The 15,763-nt window shown below is 62.2% G+C and carries 14 protein-coding genes; 11 read left to right on the forward strand and 3 right to left on the reverse strand.

Translation table 11 applies throughout. From position 1 onward, the window contains the following. Positions 1-107: 107 nt before the first annotated feature. The 4 genes from xdhA to guaD all read left to right on the forward strand — a co-directional run bounded on the left by xdhA (position 108) and on the right by guaD (position 6,247). Positions 108-1,562: a xanthine dehydrogenase small subunit gene (gene xdhA, locus DM374_RS07975; protein WP_110969383.1), complete on the forward strand. Its 1,455-nt coding sequence runs from the start codon at positions 108-110 to the stop codon at positions 1,560-1,562. Further along, positions 1,555-3,951, forward strand: coding sequence for a xanthine dehydrogenase molybdopterin binding subunit (gene xdhB / locus DM374_RS07980; RefSeq protein ID WP_110969384.1), 2,397 nt, complete (start codon positions 1,555-1,557; stop codon positions 3,949-3,951). Before xdhA ends, xdhB begins: the two co-directional genes overlap by 8 nt. 135 nt (positions 3,952-4,086) lie before the next feature. Continuing rightward, entirely contained in the window at positions 4,087-4,932 is an 846-nt protein-coding gene (gene xdhC, locus DM374_RS07985; RefSeq protein WP_110969385.1) for a xanthine dehydrogenase accessory protein XdhC, read from the forward strand. Between the two features lie 10 nt (positions 4,933-4,942). Beyond that, positions 4,943-6,247, forward strand: coding sequence for a guanine deaminase (guaD, locus tag DM374_RS07990; protein ID WP_110969386.1), 1,305 nt, complete (start codon positions 4,943-4,945; stop codon positions 6,245-6,247). Positions 6,248-6,382: 135 nt separating this feature from the next. Here guaD and DM374_RS07995 read toward each other — a convergent pair whose 3' ends face one another. Next, complete coding sequence (locus DM374_RS07995; protein WP_110969387.1) at positions 6,383-7,153, reverse strand: GntR family transcriptional regulator; 771 nt, start codon at positions 7,151-7,153, stop codon at positions 6,383-6,385. 469 nt (positions 7,154-7,622) lie between these two features. On the opposite strand from DM374_RS07995, the gene DM374_RS08000 reads away from it, so the two are divergent. Next, positions 7,623-8,858 (forward strand): NCS2 family permease, encoded by a 1,236-nt coding sequence (locus DM374_RS08000; RefSeq protein ID WP_225422462.1) that lies wholly within the window; start codon positions 7,623-7,625, stop codon positions 8,856-8,858. 211 nt (positions 8,859-9,069) lie between these two features. Here DM374_RS08000 and uraH read toward each other — a convergent pair whose 3' ends face one another. Continuing rightward, entirely contained in the window at positions 9,070-9,423 is a 354-nt protein-coding gene (uraH, locus tag DM374_RS08005) for a hydroxyisourate hydrolase (RefSeq protein WP_095157031.1), read from the reverse strand. 389 nt (positions 9,424-9,812) lie between these two features. Between uraH and puuE the strand changes: the two genes are divergently transcribed. From puuE to DM374_RS08025, 4 genes are all read left to right on the forward strand, one after another. After that, positions 9,813-10,742, forward strand: coding sequence for an allantoinase PuuE (gene puuE / locus DM374_RS08010; protein ID WP_110969388.1), 930 nt, complete (start codon positions 9,813-9,815; stop codon positions 10,740-10,742). Continuing rightward, positions 10,739-11,254, forward strand: coding sequence for a 2-oxo-4-hydroxy-4-carboxy-5-ureidoimidazoline decarboxylase (gene uraD / locus DM374_RS08015; RefSeq protein ID WP_110969389.1), 516 nt, complete (start codon positions 10,739-10,741; stop codon positions 11,252-11,254). Before puuE ends, uraD begins: the two co-directional genes overlap by 4 nt. Before the next feature lie 68 nt (positions 11,255-11,322). Continuing rightward, positions 11,323-11,826, forward strand: a complete 504-nt coding sequence (locus DM374_RS08020; RefSeq protein WP_095157028.1) for an ureidoglycolate lyase — start codon at positions 11,323-11,325, stop codon at positions 11,824-11,826. Positions 11,827-11,874: 48 nt separating this feature from the next. After that, entirely contained in the window at positions 11,875-13,227 is a 1,353-nt protein-coding gene (locus DM374_RS08025; RefSeq protein ID WP_110969390.1) for a urate hydroxylase PuuD, read from the forward strand. 53 nt (positions 13,228-13,280) lie between these two features. Here DM374_RS08025 and DM374_RS34065 read toward each other — a convergent pair whose 3' ends face one another. Continuing rightward, complete coding sequence (locus DM374_RS34065) at positions 13,281-13,415, reverse strand: hypothetical protein (RefSeq protein ID WP_263854264.1); 135 nt, start codon at positions 13,413-13,415, stop codon at positions 13,281-13,283. Between DM374_RS34065 and DM374_RS08030 the strand changes: the two genes are divergently transcribed. Both DM374_RS08030 and DM374_RS08035 read left to right on the forward strand, forming a co-directional pair. Continuing rightward, on the forward strand, positions 13,414-14,769 hold the full coding sequence (locus tag DM374_RS08030) for a nucleobase:cation symporter-2 family protein (protein WP_110969391.1): 1,356 nt from the start codon (positions 13,414-13,416) through the stop codon (positions 14,767-14,769). The genes DM374_RS34065 and DM374_RS08030 overlap by 2 nt on opposite strands. A 137-nt stretch (positions 14,770-14,906) precedes the next feature. Further along, a complete protein-coding gene (locus DM374_RS08035) occupies positions 14,907-15,695 on the forward strand; it encodes an outer membrane protein OmpK (RefSeq protein WP_095157025.1) in 789 nt (262 codons plus the stop codon). Positions 15,696-15,763 lie beyond the last annotated feature (68 nt).

Here is a 15,763-nt window from a genome sequence, read left to right on the forward strand (position 1 = left end):
GGATTTTCTTGACCTACAGGTCAGAAAATCATTGACCGGAAAGTCAAGGCTGAATACATTTCGCCTCAGTCCGCTCAACAACAATAATTCGCTTGTGAGGCCCTTCCGTGATCCAGTTTCTCTTGAACCAGGAGTTGCGCAGTGAGCATGCCCTGGACCCCAACCTGACGGTGCTCGACTATCTGCGCGACCACCTGGGTAAAACCGGCACCAAGGAGGGCTGCGCCAGTGGTGACTGCGGCGCGTGCTCCGTGGTGGTCGCCGAACGCATTACTGACGAAAACGGCCAGGACAGCCTGCAATACCGCAGCCTGAACTCCTGCCTGACGTTCGTCTCGTCGCTGCATGGCAAACAGTTGATCAGCGTCGAAGGCCTCAAGCACCAGGGCAAGCTGCACAGCGTGCAACAGGCGCTGTCCGACTGCCACGGCTCGCAGTGCGGTTTCTGCACGCCGGGCTTCGTCATGTCGCTGTTCGCCCTGCAAAAGAACAGCGACCAGCCCGACCTGCACAAAGCCCACGAAGCCCTCGCCGGCAACCTGTGCCGCTGCACCGGCTACCGACCGATCCTCGCCGCCGCCGAACAGGCCTGCTGCCAGGCCCAGCCCGACCAGTTCGACGCCGCCCAGGCGCAGACTATCGCCCGCCTCAAGGCCATCACGCCAACGGAAACCGGAGAACTCAACAGCGGCGACAAGCGCTGTCTGGTGCCGCTGACCGTGGCTGACCTGGCCGATCTCTATGGCTCGCACCCGGAAGCCCGGCTGCTGGCCGGCGGCACCGACCTGGCGCTGGAAGTGACCCAGTTCCACCGGACGCTGCCGGTGATGATCTACGTCGGCAACGTCGCCGAGCTCAAGCGCGTGGAGCATTTCGACGACCGCATCGAGATCGGCGCGGCCACCCCGCTCACCGACTGCTACGAAGCCCTGCACACTGAGTACCCGGACTTCGGCGAGCTGCTGCACCGCTTCGCTTCCCTGCAGATCCGCAACCAGGGCACCCTCGGCGGCAACATCGGCAACGCCTCGCCGATCGGCGACTCGCCACCCCTGCTGATCGCCCTCGATGCACAGATCGTCCTGCGCAAGGGCGACAGCACCCGCACCCTCAAGCTGGAGGACTATTTCATCGACTACCGCATCACCGCGCGGCAGGAGAGCGAGTTCATCGAGCGCATCATCGTGCCGAAAGCCAGGGCCAACTGGGTCTTCCGCGCGTACAAGGTGTCGAAACGGCTGGACGACGATATTTCCGCGGTGTGCGCCGCCTTCAACCTGCGCATCGACAACGGTGTGATCGAACATGCCCGGGTCGCCTTCGGCGGCATGGCGGCAATCCCGAAACGCGCCCGCGCCTGTGAAGCTGCGCTGACCGACAAGCCGTTCAACCAGGCCACCCTGGAGAAAGCCTGCCAGGCCCTGAGCGAAGACTTCACGCCGCTCTCGGACTTCCGCGCCAGCAAGGAATACCGCCTGCTGGGCGCGCAGAACCTGCTGCGCAAGTACTTCATCGAACTGCAAACACCGCACATCGAGACCCGGGTGACCGATTATGTCTAACCACCACGCGCCCAAGAGCCAGGCGGAAATGGCCGAGCTGTTCGCCCAGGACCTGACCACCGGTGTCGGTCGCAGCGTCAAGCACGACAGCGCTGACAAGCAGGTGTCCGGCGAGGCCGTGTACATCGATGACCGCCTGGAATTCCCCAACCAGTTGCACGTCTATGCCCGCACCGCCGACCGCGCCCACGCGCGCATCCTCAGCGTGGACACCACGCCGTGCTATGCCTTCGACGGCGTGCGTATCGTCATCACCCACGAAGACATTCCGGGCCTCAAGGACATCGGCCCGGTCGTGGCCGGCGACCCGCTGCTGGCCATCGACAAGGTGGAGTTCTTCGGCCAGCCGGTGCTCGCCGTGGCCGCCCGCGACCTCGACACTGCGCGCCGCGCGGCGATGGCGGCGATCATCGAGTACGAAGACCTGGAACCGGTGCTCGACGTGGTCGAGGCGTACCGCAAGAAACACTTCGTGCTGGACAGCCACACCCACCAGCGCGGTGACTCGGTCGCCGCTCTGGCCAGCGCCCCGCACCGTCTGCAAGGCACCTTGCACATCGGCGGACAAGAACACTTCTACCTGGAAACCCAGATTTCCTCGGTGATGCCCACCGAAGACGGCGGCATGATCGTGTTCTGCTCGACCCAGAACCCCACCGAAGTGCAGAAACTGGTCGCCGAAGTGCTCGACGTGCCCATGAACAAGATTGTCCTCGACATGCGTCGCATGGGCGGCGGCTTCGGCGGCAAGGAAACCCAGGCGGCCAGCCCGGCCTGCCTCTGCGCGGTGATTGCACGCCTCACCGGCCAGCCCACCAAGATGCGCCTGCCGCGCGTCGAAGACATGATGATGACCGGCAAGCGTCACCCGTTTTACGTCGAGTACGACGTCGGTTTTGACGACAACGGTCGCCTGCACGGCATCAACTTCGACCTGGCCGGCAACTGCGGCTATTCGCCGGACCTCTCGGGCTCGATCGTTGACCGCGCCATGTTCCACTCCGACAACGCCTACTACCTGGGCGATGCCACGGTGCACGGCCACCGCTGCAAGACCAACACCGCGTCCAACACCGCCTACCGCGGCTTCGGCGGTCCGCAAGGCATGGTCGCCATCGAAGAAGTGATGGACCATATTGCCCGCCATCTGGGCCGCGACCCGCTGGACGTGCGCAAGGCCAACTACTACGGCAAGACCGAGCGCAACGTCACCCATTACTACCAGACCGTCGAACACAACCTGATCGAGGAAATGACCGCCGACCTCGAAGCGAGCAGCGACTATGCCGAGCGCCGCGAGTCGATCCGCCGCTTCAACGCCCACAGCCCGGTATTGAAAAAAGGCCTGGCGCTGACCCCGGTGAAATTCGGCATCTCGTTCACCGCGACCTTCCTCAACCAGGCCGGTGCGCTGATCCACATCTACACCGACGGCAGCATCCACCTGAACCACGGCGGCACCGAGATGGGCCAGGGCCTGAACACCAAGGTCGCCCAGGTGGTGGCTGAAGTGTTCCAGGTCGATTTCGACCGTATCCAGATCACCGCCACGAACACCGACAAGGTGCCAAACACCTCGCCGACCGCGGCCTCCAGCGGCGCCGACCTGAACGGCAAGGCCGCGCAGAACGCTGCCGAGATCCTCAAGAAACGTCTGGTCGAGTTTGCCGCGCGGCAGTGGAAGGTCACCGAGGAAGACGTGGAATTCCGTAACGGTCACGTGCGCATCCGCGACGAGATCGTCAGCTTCGAGACGCTGGTCCAGCAGGCGTACTTCGCCCAGGTATCGCTGTCGAGCACCGGCTTCTACAAGACGCCGAAGATTTTCTATGACCGCAACCAGGCGCGGGGCCGGCCGTTCTACTACTTCGCCTTCGGCGCCGCCTGCGTTGAGGTGATCGTCGACACCCTGACCGGCGAGTACAAGATGCTTCGTGCCGACATCCTCCACGACGTTGGCGACTCGCTGAACCCGGCCATCGACATCGGCCAGGTGGAAGGCGGCTTCGTTCAGGGCATGGGCTGGCTGACCACCGAGGAACTGGTGTGGAACGCCAAGGGCAAGCTGATGACCAATGGCCCGGCGAGCTACAAGATCCCGGCGGTTGCGGACATGCCGCTGGATATGCGGGTGAAACTGGTGGAAAACCGCAAGAACCCGGAAGACACGGTGTTCCACTCCAAGGCCGTGGGCGAGCCACCGTTCATGCTCGGTATCGCCGCGTGGTGCGCGATCAAGGACGCCGTGGCGAGCATCGCCGACTACCGCGAGCATCCGCAGATCGACGCGCCGTCGACCCCGGAGCGGGTGCTGTGGGGGTGTGAGCAGATGCGCAAGGTGGTGGCGGCACGCAAAGTGCCTGCCGAAGCCGAGGTGGTGACCGAGTAAAGCCAGGGCTGCTGCGCAGCCCATCGCTGGCAAGCCAGCTCCCACAGGGGCTGGCAAGTGCTTCACCTGTGGGAGCTGGCTTGCCAGCGATGAGGCCTGAAGGTCTCCACAAGACTCCTGGAGAGGACCCCAATCATGCACCAATGGATCAACGCCCTCGCCGAATTGCAGGAACAGGGCGAGCCCTGCGTCTTGGTGACCATCATCGAGGAGCGCGGCTCGACCCCGCGCAATGCCGGCTCGAAGATGGTGGTCAGCGCCAACCGTCTGTTCGACACCATCGGCGGCGGGCACCTGGAATTCAAGGCCATGCACATCGCCCGCGAGATGCTCGCCGAAGGCCGTGAATCGCCGCACCTCGAGCGCTTCAGCCTCGGCGCCAGCCTCGGCCAGTGCTGCGGCGGTGTCACCGTGCTGCTGTTCGAGCCCATGGGCGCGGTGCAGGCGCAGATCGCTGTGTTCGGCGCGGGCCACGTCGGCCGCGCTCTGGTACCCTTGCTCGCCGCGCTGCCCTGCCGGGTACGCTGGATCGACTCGCGCGAGCAGGAATTCCCCGAAAACATTCCCGCCGGCGTCTGGAAAGTCGTCAGCGAAGAGCCGGTGGATGAGGTCGACGAGCTGCCCCCAGGCAGCTACTGCATCGTCATGACCCACAACCATCAGCTCGACCTGGAACTCACCGCCGCCATCCTCAAGCGCAATGACTTCACCTGGTTCGGCCTGATCGGCTCGAAGACCAAGCGCGCCAAGTTCGAGCACCGCCTGCGCGACCGCGGCTTCGAAGCCGAGCGCATGCAACGGATGCGTTGCCCGATGGGGCTGGCCGAGGTCAAGGGCAAGCTGCCGATCGAGATCGCCGTGTCCATCGCCGCCGAAATCATCGCCACCTACAACGCCAGTTTCGGCCTGCACAACCCGGCCGCGAACGCTGAACCCATCGCCCAACTGCTGCCGCCCTCACGGCGCAGCCACGCCATTTGACGAGAGTGTTATGAGCGCAACCCGCAAAGCCTACCGATCCGCCATCCTGCACAGCGTCGCCGACCCGGCCGAAGCCGGCATCGAGGCCTCGTTCGAGTATTTCGAAGACGGTCTGCTGGTGGTCGACAACGGCAAGATCAGCCGCCTCGGCCATGCCAGCGACCTGCTGCCGACGCTGCCCGCCGACATCGAAGTGGTGCATTACCAGGACAGCCTGATCACCCCCGGCTTCATCGACACCCACATCCACTTCCCGCAGACCGGCATGATCGGCTCCTACGGCGAGCAGCTGCTGGACTGGCTGAACACCTACACATTCCCGTGCGAACGCCAGTTCGCCGACAAGGCACATGCCGACAAGGTGGCGAAGATTTTCGTCGAGGAACTGCTGCGCAACGGCACCACCACTGCCCTGGTGTTCGGCAGCGTTCACCCGGAATCGGTCAACGCCTTCTTCGAAGAGGCCGAGCGCCTGGACCTGCGGATGATCGCCGGCAAGGTGATGATGGACCGCAACGCCCCGGACTACCTGACCGACACCGCCGAATCCGGCTACGCCGAAAGCAAGGCGCTGATCGAGCGCTGGCACGGCAAGGGCCGCCTGCACTACGCGGTGACCCCACGCTTCGCCCCGACCAGCACCCCGGAGCAACTGCAACTGGCCGGGCAACTGCTGGGCGAATACCCGGACCTGTACATGCACACCCACCTGAGCGAGAACCTCAAGGAAATCGACTGGGTGAAATCGCTGTTCCCGGAGCGCAGCGGCTATCTGGATGTGTACGACCACTTCAAGCTGCTGGGGCAGCGCTCGGTGTTCGCCCACGGCGTGCACCTGTGCGACGCCGAATGCCAGCGCCTGGCCGAAACCGGCTCGGCGGTCGCCTTCTGCCCGACGTCCAACCTGTTCCTCGGCAGCGGCCTGTTCAACCTGTCGCAGGCCGAGAAGTTCAAGGTCAAGGTCGGCCTGGGCACCGACGTCGGCGCCGGCACCAGCTTCTCGCTGCTCAATACGCTGAACGAGGCCTACAAGGTCATGCAGCTACAGGGCACTCGCCTGCATCCGTTCAAGTCGCTGTACCTGGCCACCCTCGGCGGCGCTCGCGCACTGAGCCTGGATGACCGGATCGGCAGCCTGCGGGCCGGTAACGACGCCGACTTCGTGGTCCTCGACTACAAAGCCACACCGCTGCTGGACTACCGCCTGCAGCAGTCCAACAGCATCGAGGAAACCCTGTTCGTGCTGACCACCCTGGGCGACGACCGCACCATTCGCCAGACCTTCGCGGCTGGCAACTGCGTGCACCAGCGCTAGGATTTCGGCGCAAACAGCGCGCTGCGATACCGCGCGGCGCCATAGGACCACACAACGCAACGCGGGACCCGCTTCACCAGCCGTGATATCGGCTGGTGAAGCGGGTCCCGCGTGGGTGTTGCCAAAGGTCGGGGATCAGCTCTTGGCCTGGGCCGAACCACCGCGCTTCTTGCTCTGCAGCAGGTGCGAGAACACCGCGTGCAGGTCGTCCGAGGCGCTTTCCTCGTCAAGGTTGAGCTTGCTGTCGATGTGATCCATGTGATGCATCATCAGGTTCACCGCGAGCGTCGCGTCGCGGGCCTCGATGGCATCGATCAACTGCATGTGCTCGTCATAGGAGCAGTGCGAGCGGTTGCCGCTTTCATACTGAGCAATGATCAGCGAGGTTTGCGACACCAGGCTGCGCTGGAAACTCACCAGCGGCGCGTTGGCGGCGGCTTCGGCCAGCTTGAGGTGGAATTCGCCGGAGAGGCGGATGCCGGCACCGCGGTCACCGCGGGAGAAGCTGTCGCGCTCTTCACGGACCATCACGCGCAGTTCGTTCAGTTGCTCGACAGTGGCGTGCTGCACAGCGAGTTCGGTGATCGCCCGCTCCACCATGCGCCGGGAAAAGAATACCTGACGCGCTTCTTCCACGGTTGGGCTGGCAACCACGGCGCCGCGGTTGGGGCGCAACAACACCACACTTTCATGGGCCAGACGCGACAAAGCGCGGCGGATGATGGTGCGGCTGACGCCGAAGATCTCGCCCAGGGCTTCCTCACTCAACTTGGTACCCGGCGCCAATCGCTGCTCGAGAATGGCCTCGAAGATATGCGCGTAGACGATGTCATCCTGGGTACCGCTGCGGCCACCGGTCTTGCCGGCCCGCGGGGCTTTCTTGAGGGGTTGTAGCTGTTCGTTCATGGGCACTCGCGCACGAAGATTCGCCTATCGGACCTCGACTGTAATACCAGCCAGTGGGGCGATGGCAAGTCCTGGGTAGAAAATTAACGGCTAAAGGTATTGCCGCATTGTACACAGCAAACTGCATTTCTGCAGGCGGCGATCTCCGTTATAGCGCCCGCCACCTCTAATGTGCGCACACCTAATAAAACAGTATTTGCATTCTTTGTATACAAACGCATAATCCACCGGGCAACTTCCTGACTCAAAGGTCAACATTCGAGTCGGTCGCCTTGCCAACCCTTCCCTCGCAGAGCCCCGAGTGATCGTGCAGGACCAGCTCTGAAAAACAAGAAAGACTTGAGGAGTACACGCTGTGGAAAGCCGCAAATCCGACGCACCTACGCTGGATCTTGCCCCACCGCTCGAAACGAGCTGGCTGGAGCGGATTTTCAAACTCAAGCTACACGGCACTACCGTAAAGACTGAAATGATCGCCGGCCTGACGACCTTCATCACCATGGCCTACATCATCTTCGTCAACCCCAACATCATGGCCGACGCCGGAATCGACCACGGTGCCGCCTTCGTCGCCACCTGCATCGCCGCCGCCCTGGGCTGCCTGCTGATGGGGCTCTACGCCAACTGGCCGGTCGGGCTGGCACCTGGCATGGGCCTGAACGCCTTCTTCACCTACACCGTGGTCGGGACCATGGGTTACACCTGGGAGGCGGCGCTGGGGGCCGTATTTGTCTCCGGGGTGCTGTTCATGTTCCTGACCCTTTCCCGCGTACGCGAATGGCTGCTGAACAGCATCCCGGTCAGCCTTCGTCATGCCATGGGCGCCGGCGTCGGATTGTTTCTCGGACTGATCGGCCTCAAGACTGCGGGCATCGTTGTCGACAGCCCGGCCACCCTGATCAAGCTCGGTCACCTGAACGAACCCGGCCCGCTGCTGGCAGCCATCTGCTTCCTGATGATTGCCGTGCTCAGCTACCACCGGGTGTTCGGCGCCATCCTCATCAGCATCATCACCGTCACTCTCGCCGGCTGGGGTCTGGGCCTGGTGGAGTACGGCGGCGTGTTCTCGCTGCCACCGAGCCTGGCGCCAACCTGGATGGCCATGGATGTCGCCGGGGTGTTCAACGTCAGCATGATTGCCGTGGTTCTGGCATTCCTCTTCGTGCACATGTTCGACACCGCCGGCACCCTGATGGGCGTCGCCCAGCGCGCCAATCTGGTGAATGCTGACGGCCGCATCGAGAACCTGTCCCGTGCGCTCAAGGCAGACAGTGCGTCGAGCGTGTTCGGCGCGGTGGTCGGCGTGCCGCCAGTGACCAGCTATGTGGAGAGTGCCGCAGGCGTCGCCGCCGGTGGTCGCACCGGCCTGACGGCGGTGGTGGTGGGCCTGCTGTTCGTCGCAGCGATGTTCTTTGCGCCGCTGGCCGGCATGATCCCCGCATATGCCACTGCGGGAGCGCTGATCTACGTCGCCATGTTGATGATGGGCAGCATGGCCCATATCGAATGGGACGAAGCGACCGACACCATTCCCGCGATCGTCACGGTGATCATGATGCCGCTGACGTTCTCGGTCGCGGACGGCATTGCCCTGGGCTTCATTACTTATGTGGTGCTCAAGGCGTGCACTGGCCGGCATAAAGAAGTCTCGGCCAGCCTGTGGGTGCTGTGCGCGATCTTCATTGCCAAGTTCATCTTCCTTTAAGGGATAGATGGCGGGACAGGAGCCTCACCTTTGGGTGGGGCTTTTTTTGAGCTGCAAGTTGTAAGCGGCAAGCGATCAGACAAGCTGCGGCGACGCGGACTGCTCTTTCTTGCAGCTTGTGGCTTGTGGCTTGTGGCTGGAAAACAGCAGACGAAAAAAAGCCCGCCAGTGTGAGCGGGCAAGGACCTACGAAGATTCTTCTAGCGACCAACTAGCTTCCGCGATAGGTCGAGTAACTGTAAGGCGAGATCAGCAGCGGAACGTGGTAGTGCTCCTGCTCGGCATTGATGCCGAAACGCAGCACAACCACATCAAGGAAGGCCGGCTGCGGCAGTTGCACACCACGGGCGCGGTAGTAGTCACCGGCGCTGAACTGCAACTGGTAAACACCGCTGCGGTAGTCATCACCCTGCAGCAGCGGCGCGTCGACGCGGCCATCGCTGTTGGTCAGGGCAGTGTTCACCAGCTCCAGTTGCTGGCCTTCGACACGATAGAGCTCGACCTTGATCGAGCTACCAGGACAGCCGTGTGCGGCATCCAGTACATGCGTGGTCAAACGTCCCATTGCTTGCTCGCCTCATTGTTCAATCTGTGGGCAAAAAATACCCGCACGGCACCAGGGTAGACCACGGCGGTGTGCGGAAGGTGGACTATTAAGACACTTTCTTGAAAAATTGTACACAATTTTTCCGGCCAGATTGAGCCTCAGCCAATCGGCCTTCTGTAAATACGCCATCAGTCGCAAAGCCAGGGCATTGGCAGACGTCAGCGTCATTTGCTGACCAATCAGGCAAGTTTCTTGCAGACCTTTCTCTGTTAAAGCGCTGGAAGAAATGAGAAAAAACAGGCTTACAAATCGTCAATAAAGTTGTATACAATCACACCCATCGACGTGGCCCAACGCAACCTGCGACTGCCACCCTCCCGTGTTTACGTACAAGAAGGAAGACTGCAGTGAGCGCTGATTATCCTCGCGACCTGATCGGTTACGGCAATACCCCACCCCATCCACGCTGGCCGGGGAATGCCCGTATCGCGTTGTCTTTCGTGCTCAACTATGAAGAAGGCGGCGAACGCAACATCCTTCACGGCGACAAGGAATCCGAAGCCTTCCTCTCCGAGATGGTCTCCGCCCAGCCGCTGCAAGGCGCGCGCAACATGAGCATGGAATCGCTCTACGAATACGGTAGCCGCGCGGGCGTATGGCGCCTGCTGAAATTGTTCAAGGACAGCGGCGTACCGCTGACCGTCTTCGCCGTGGCCATGGCCGCGCAGCGCCACCCCGACGTGATCCGCGCCATGGTCGAAGCCGGCCACGAGATCTGCAGCCACGGCTACCGCTGGATCGACTACCAGAACATGGACGAGGCTCAGGAGCGCGAGCACATGCTCGAAGCCATCCGCATCCTCACCGACCTGACCGGCAAACGCCCGGTGGGCTGGTACACCGGCCGTACCGGGCCGAACACCCGTCGCCTGGTGATGGAGGAAGGCGGCTTCCTCTACGACAGCGATACCTACGACGACGACCTGCCCTACTGGGAGCGCAACAACCCGACCGACAAGCCGCATCTGGTGATCCCCTACACCCTGGACACCAACGACATGCGCTTCACCCAGGTCCAGGGCTTCAACTGCGGCGAGCAGTTCTTCCAGTACCTCAAGGACGCCTTCGACGTGCTCTACGAAGAAGGTGCCGAAGCGCCGAAGATGCTTTCCATCGGCCTGCACTGCCGCCTGATCGGTCGTCCGGCGCGCCTGGCTTCGCTCAAGCGCTTCATCGACTACGCCAAAAGCCATGACCAGGTCTGGTTTGCCCGCCGCGAGGACATCGCGCGCCACTGGCACGCCAACCACCCTTACACCGCCGAGAACGCCCAATGACCGCTTTCAAGACCCTGACCCCTTCGTCCCTGGACCGCGCCGCGTTCGTCGAGGCTTTCGCCGACATCTACGAACACTCGCCATGGGTCGCCGAGAAAGCCTTTGACCTGGGCCAGCTCGAAGAAGTGGATCAGATCGAAAACCTGCACCAGCGCATGAGCGACATCCTGCTGAGCGCCGACCACGCCGCTCAGCTCGCGCTGATCAACGCTCACCCGGATCTCGCAGGCAAAGCCGCAGTCCAGGGCGAACTGACCGAATCGAGCACCAACGAACAGGCCGGCGCCGGTATCCACCAGTGCACCGCCGAAGAGTTCACGCGTTTCACCACGCTCAATGACGCCTACAAAGACAAGTTCGGCTTCCCGTTCATCATGGCGGTGAAGGGCAGCAACCGGCACCAGATCCTCGCCTCGTTCGAAACCCGCATCCACAACGATGCCGAGGCCGAGTTCAAGGAAGCCCTGGCGCAGATCAACCTGATCGCCCTGTTCCGCCTGCTGCAACTGTAAGACCTTGCGCGCCGGCCCGGCCGGCGGCTACAGCCTGATAACAACACACAGAATCAAGAGACCTACGCATGCGCACTTTAGTGATTGAGCCCCTGAGCAAAGAAGCCTTCGCCCCTTTCGGTGACGTGATCGAAACCGACGGCAGCGACCACTTCATGATCAACAACGGCTCGACCATGCGCTTCCACAAGCTGGCGACGGTCGAAACCGCGCAGCCGGAAGACAAGGCGATCATCAGCATCTTCCGCGCCGACGCGCTGGACATGCCGCTGACCGTGCGCATGCTGGAACGCCATCCGCTGGGCAGCCAGGCCTTCATTCCGCTGCTCGGCAACCCCTTTCTGATCGTGGTCGCGCCTGTTGGCGACGCACCTGTATCGGGTCTCGTCCGCGCCTTCCTGAGTAATGGAAAGCAGGGCGTCAATTACCATCGCGGCGTTTGGCACCACCCGGTGCTTACGATCGAAAAGCGGGATGATTTCCTGGTGGTTGATCGCAGTGGTTCCGGCAACAACTGCGACGAGCATTTCTTCACCGAGGACGAGCAACTGGTCCTCAATCCCCACCAATAAGAAAAGGCTGGCCATCGGTTTTCCGGTGACCGGCAAGAGGTAAAGACTGTGGAAGCACATCTGTTGGAATGGCTGAACCTTAGCGTGCGCTGGGTTCACATGATTACCGGCGTGGCCTGGATCGGCGCGTCGTTCTACTTCGTCTGGCTGGAAAACAACCTGAATCGCTCCAACCCGCGTGAAGGGCTGTCCGGTGATCTCTGGGCGATCCACGGTGGCGGTATCTACCACCTGGAGAAGTACAAGCTGGCCCCGCCGAAAATGCCGGAGAACCTGCACTGGTTCAAATGGGAAGCCTACTTCACCTGGATGTCCGGTATCGCGCTGCTGTGCGTGGTGTTCTACTTCAACCCGACCCTGTATCTGCTGGCCCCTGGCAGCAGCCTGTCGGGCGCTGAAGGGATCGCCATCGGCGTCGGTTCGCTGATCGCCGGCTGGTTCATCTACGACTTCCTCTGCGACTCGCAACTGGGCAAACACCCTGCCCTGCTCGGTCTGGTGCTGTTCGTCCTGATCATCGCGGCGTGCTACGGCTTCAGCCAGGTGTTCAGCGGTCGTGGCGCTTACCTGCACACCGGCGCCATCATCGGCACCATCATGGTGGGTAACGTGTTCCGCACCATCATGCCGGCCCAGCGTCAGCTGGTCGCCGCCATCGAAGCCAACAAGACCCCGGACCCGGTCCTGCCGGCCAAGGGCCTGTTGCGCTCGCGCCACAACAACTACTTCACCTTGCCGGTGCTGTTCATCATGATCAGCAACCACTTCCCGAGCACCTACGGCAGCCAGTACAACTGGCTGATCCTGGCAGGTATCGCAGTGGCCGCGGTCCTGATCCGTCACTACTTCAACACCCGTCACGACAGCAACAAGTACGCCTGGGCCCTGCCCGCCGGCGCACTGGCGATGATCTGCCTGGCCTACGTCACCGGCCCCAAGCCGGTCTCGACCGCGCCTGAGCAAGCCGCCGCGAAAGTCGAATACCAGCCGCTGCCGGAAACCGCACTGGGTGGCAAGACTGCTGCCGAGAAAGCGGCCGAAGACAAAGCCGCAGCCGAACAGGCAGCCCAGGCGCCAGCCGCCCCTGCCGCGCCCGTCGATGCACCTGCCCAGGCAACCGCCGCGGCCCAGGCTGCCGGCGGTGGTTTCGACAAGATCCACAGCGTCATCCAGGAACGCTGCACCGTGTGCCATTCGGCCAAGCCGACCAGCCCACTGTTCAGCACCGCGCCAGCCGGCGTGATGTTCGATACCCCGCAACAGATCCAGCAACTGGCACCGCGTATCCAGGCCCAGGCCGTCGCCAGCCAGATCATGCCCCTGGGCAACATCACCCAGATGACTGCCGAGGAACGCAAGCTGGTCGGCGACTGGATCGCCAAAGGCGCTCCAGTCAACTGACAGTAGTCGCGAGCTTCACGTTACAAGCTGCAAGCCAGAGCGGTCCTCCTTTCTCAGGAGGTATCCGCTTCGGCTTGCGGTCGAGATACCAGCAACAACTGCACGCCTGATAGCGGCGGCTTCTTCTTGAAGCTTGTCGCTTGAGGCTTGCAGCTAAAAACAAGAACAAAACCGTTGAGGTGCTGCATGTCCGAGTCTCGCAAGGCGTACATTCCCGTTGCGCCGCCACGACAGCCCCTGCCCTTGCTGCAATTGATCCTCGTCGGTCTGCAGCATGTGTTGCTGATGTACGGAGGCGCCATCGCGGTGCCGCTGATCATCGGACAGGCTGCCGGACTCTCCCGTGAAGAAGTTGCTTTCCTGATCAATGCCGATCTGCTGGTCGCCGGTGTCGCCACCATCGTTCAGTCGTTCGGCATTGGTGCTGTAGGGATCCGCATGCCGGTAATGATGGGTGCCAGCTTCGCCGCCGTCGGCAGCATGGTGGCCATGGCCGGGATGCCTGGCGTCGGCCTGCAAGGGATCTTCGGCGCGACCATCGCCGCCGGGTTCTTCGGCATGCTGATCGCGCCCTTCATGTCCAAGGTGGTGCGTTTCTTCCCGCCTTTGGTGACCGGCACGGTCATCACCTCGATCGGCCTGTCGCTGTTCCCGGTTGCCGTCAACTGGGCGGGTGGCGGCGCCTCTGCCAGCACCTTCGGCTCGCCGATCTACCTGATCGTCGCCGGCCTGGTCCTGGCCACCATTCTCCTGGTCAACCGCTTCATGCGCGGTTTCTGGGTCAACGTTTCGGTACTGATCGGCATGGGCCTGGGCTACATCCTGGCCGGCTCGATCGGCATGGTCGACCTCACCGGTCTCGACGAAGCGCCCTGGGTCCAGGTCGTGACGCCGCTGCACTTCGGCATGCCGACCTTCAGCCTTGCGCCGGTTCTTTCCATGTGCCTGGTGGTGGTGATCATCTTCGTCGAATCCACCGGCATGTTCATCGCCCTGGGCAAGGTGACCGATCGCGAGGTCACCCCCGGCATGCTTCGTCGCGGCTTGATGTGCGACGCCGGCGCTTCCTTTGTCGCCGGTTTTTTCAACACCTTCACCCACTCCTCGTTTGCCCAGAACATCGGCCTGGTGCAAATGACCGGCGTGCGTTGCCGCTACGTGACCGTGGTGGCAGGTGGCTTGCTGATCCTGCTCAGCCTGCTGCCGAAGGCCGCGTTCCTGATTGCCTCGATTCCGCCAGCGGTACTGGGCGGTGCGTCGATCGCCATGTTCGGCATGGTCGCCGCCACCGGCATCAAGATCCTCCAGGAAGCGGACATCGCCGACCGGCGCAATCAGTTGCTGGTCGCAGTCAGCGTCGGCATGGGCCTGATTCCGGTCGTGCGTCCGGAGTTCTTCGCGCAAATGCCGCAGTGGATGGAGCCAATCACCCATAGCGGTATCGCCATGGCCACGGTCAGCGCCCTGGTGCTGAACCTGCTGTTCAACATCCTCGGCGGCGCCGAGCGCGCTGCGCACAACGAAGCCTCCGCCCACCATTGAGCCTTTTGGGCGGCGCTTTCGCCGCCCGGCAAACCCGAGCAATACGCAGGACCGTCGACCCGTGGGAGCGGGTCGGCCGGGGCGCTTCGCGCCGAAAAAACCGCAACGAACAATAACAATTAGCCGGGAATCACAACATGAAACGCATCACCACTTCCCTCCTCCTGGGCAGCAGCTTGCTGGCAACACTTCCAGCGGTAGCGGGGGATCTTCTGCTGTGGCAATCCAACAGCCTCAGCTATTTGTACGGCAAGGACTTCCAGGTCAACCCTGCGATTCAGCAGACCATTACCTTCGAACACGCCAACAAGTGGAAGTACGGCGACACCTTCCTGTTTGTCGACAAGATTTTCTACAACGGCCAGGCCGACCGCGGCAAAGGCTACCGCACCTACTACGGCGAGTTCACCGAGCGCTTCTCGTTCGGCAAGATCTTCGACACCAAGGTCGAACTCGGCCCGATCAAGGACGTGCTGCTGGCCGTCAGCTACGAGTCCGGCGAAGGCGACAACGAGGCCTACCTGATCGGCCCCGGCTTCGACCTGGCGATTCCCGGCTTCAACTACTTCACCCTGAACTTCTACAACCGTCACACCGAAGGCAGCCGTGCGGGTGACAACGTCTGGCAGATCACTCCGACCTTCTCCTACACGATTCCCGTAGGTAAGTCCGACATCCTCATCGACGGCTACATCGACTGGGTCGTCGACAACGACGAAACCAAAAAGCGCGGCACCTATCACGCCAACCTGCAGTTCAACCCACAGGTCAAATACGACCTGGGCAAGGCCCTGAACCTTGGCGCCAAGCAGCTTTATGTCGGTTTCGAATACAGCTACTGGAAAGACAAATACGGGATCGAGAACAGCGGTCGTCTCGACACCAACCAGAGCGTGACCAGTGCGCTGGTGAAGGTGCATTTCTAAAACCTGACCAGGTGAAAGGATTTTGTTCCACCGGCTCCAGGACGGAGCACTTGAGGGCCAGCGCGCAA

This window comes from Pseudomonas huaxiensis, assembly GCF_003231275.1.
GTDB lineage: Bacteria > Pseudomonadota > Gammaproteobacteria > Pseudomonadales > Pseudomonadaceae > Aquipseudomonas > Aquipseudomonas huaxiensis.

What these genes read in the sequence shown, in the direction of transcription:
- xdhB (WP_110969384.1), top strand. Translation starts at nt 1,555, where the DNA reads ATGTCTAACCACCACGCGCCCAAGAGCCAGGCGGAAATGGCCGAGCTG.
- xdhC (WP_110969385.1), top strand. Translation starts at nt 4,087, where the DNA reads ATGCACCAATGGATCAACGCCCTCGCCGAATTGCAGGAACAGGGCGAG.
- guaD (WP_110969386.1), top strand. Translation starts at nt 4,943, where the DNA reads ATGAGCGCAACCCGCAAAGCCTACCGATCCGCCATCCTGCACAGCGTC.
- DM374_RS07995 (WP_110969387.1), bottom strand. Translation starts at nt 7,153, where the DNA reads ATGAACGAACAGCTACAACCCCTCAAGAAAGCCCCGCGGGCCGGCAAG.
- DM374_RS08000 (WP_225422462.1), top strand. Translation starts at nt 7,623, where the DNA reads ATGATCGCCGGCCTGACGACCTTCATCACCATGGCCTACATCATCTTC.
- uraH (WP_095157031.1), bottom strand. Translation starts at nt 9,423, where the DNA reads ATGGGACGTTTGACCACGCATGTACTGGATGCCGCACACGGCTGTCCT.
- uraD (WP_110969389.1), top strand. Translation starts at nt 10,739, where the DNA reads ATGACCGCTTTCAAGACCCTGACCCCTTCGTCCCTGGACCGCGCCGCG.
- DM374_RS08020 (WP_095157028.1), top strand. Translation starts at nt 11,323, where the DNA reads ATGCGCACTTTAGTGATTGAGCCCCTGAGCAAAGAAGCCTTCGCCCCT.
- DM374_RS08030 (WP_110969391.1), top strand. Translation starts at nt 13,414, where the DNA reads ATGTCCGAGTCTCGCAAGGCGTACATTCCCGTTGCGCCGCCACGACAG.
- DM374_RS34065 (WP_263854264.1), bottom strand. Translation starts at nt 13,415, where the DNA reads ATGCAGCACCTCAACGGTTTTGTTCTTGTTTTTAGCTGCAAGCCTCAA.
- DM374_RS08035 (WP_095157025.1), top strand. Translation starts at nt 14,907, where the DNA reads ATGAAACGCATCACCACTTCCCTCCTCCTGGGCAGCAGCTTGCTGGCA.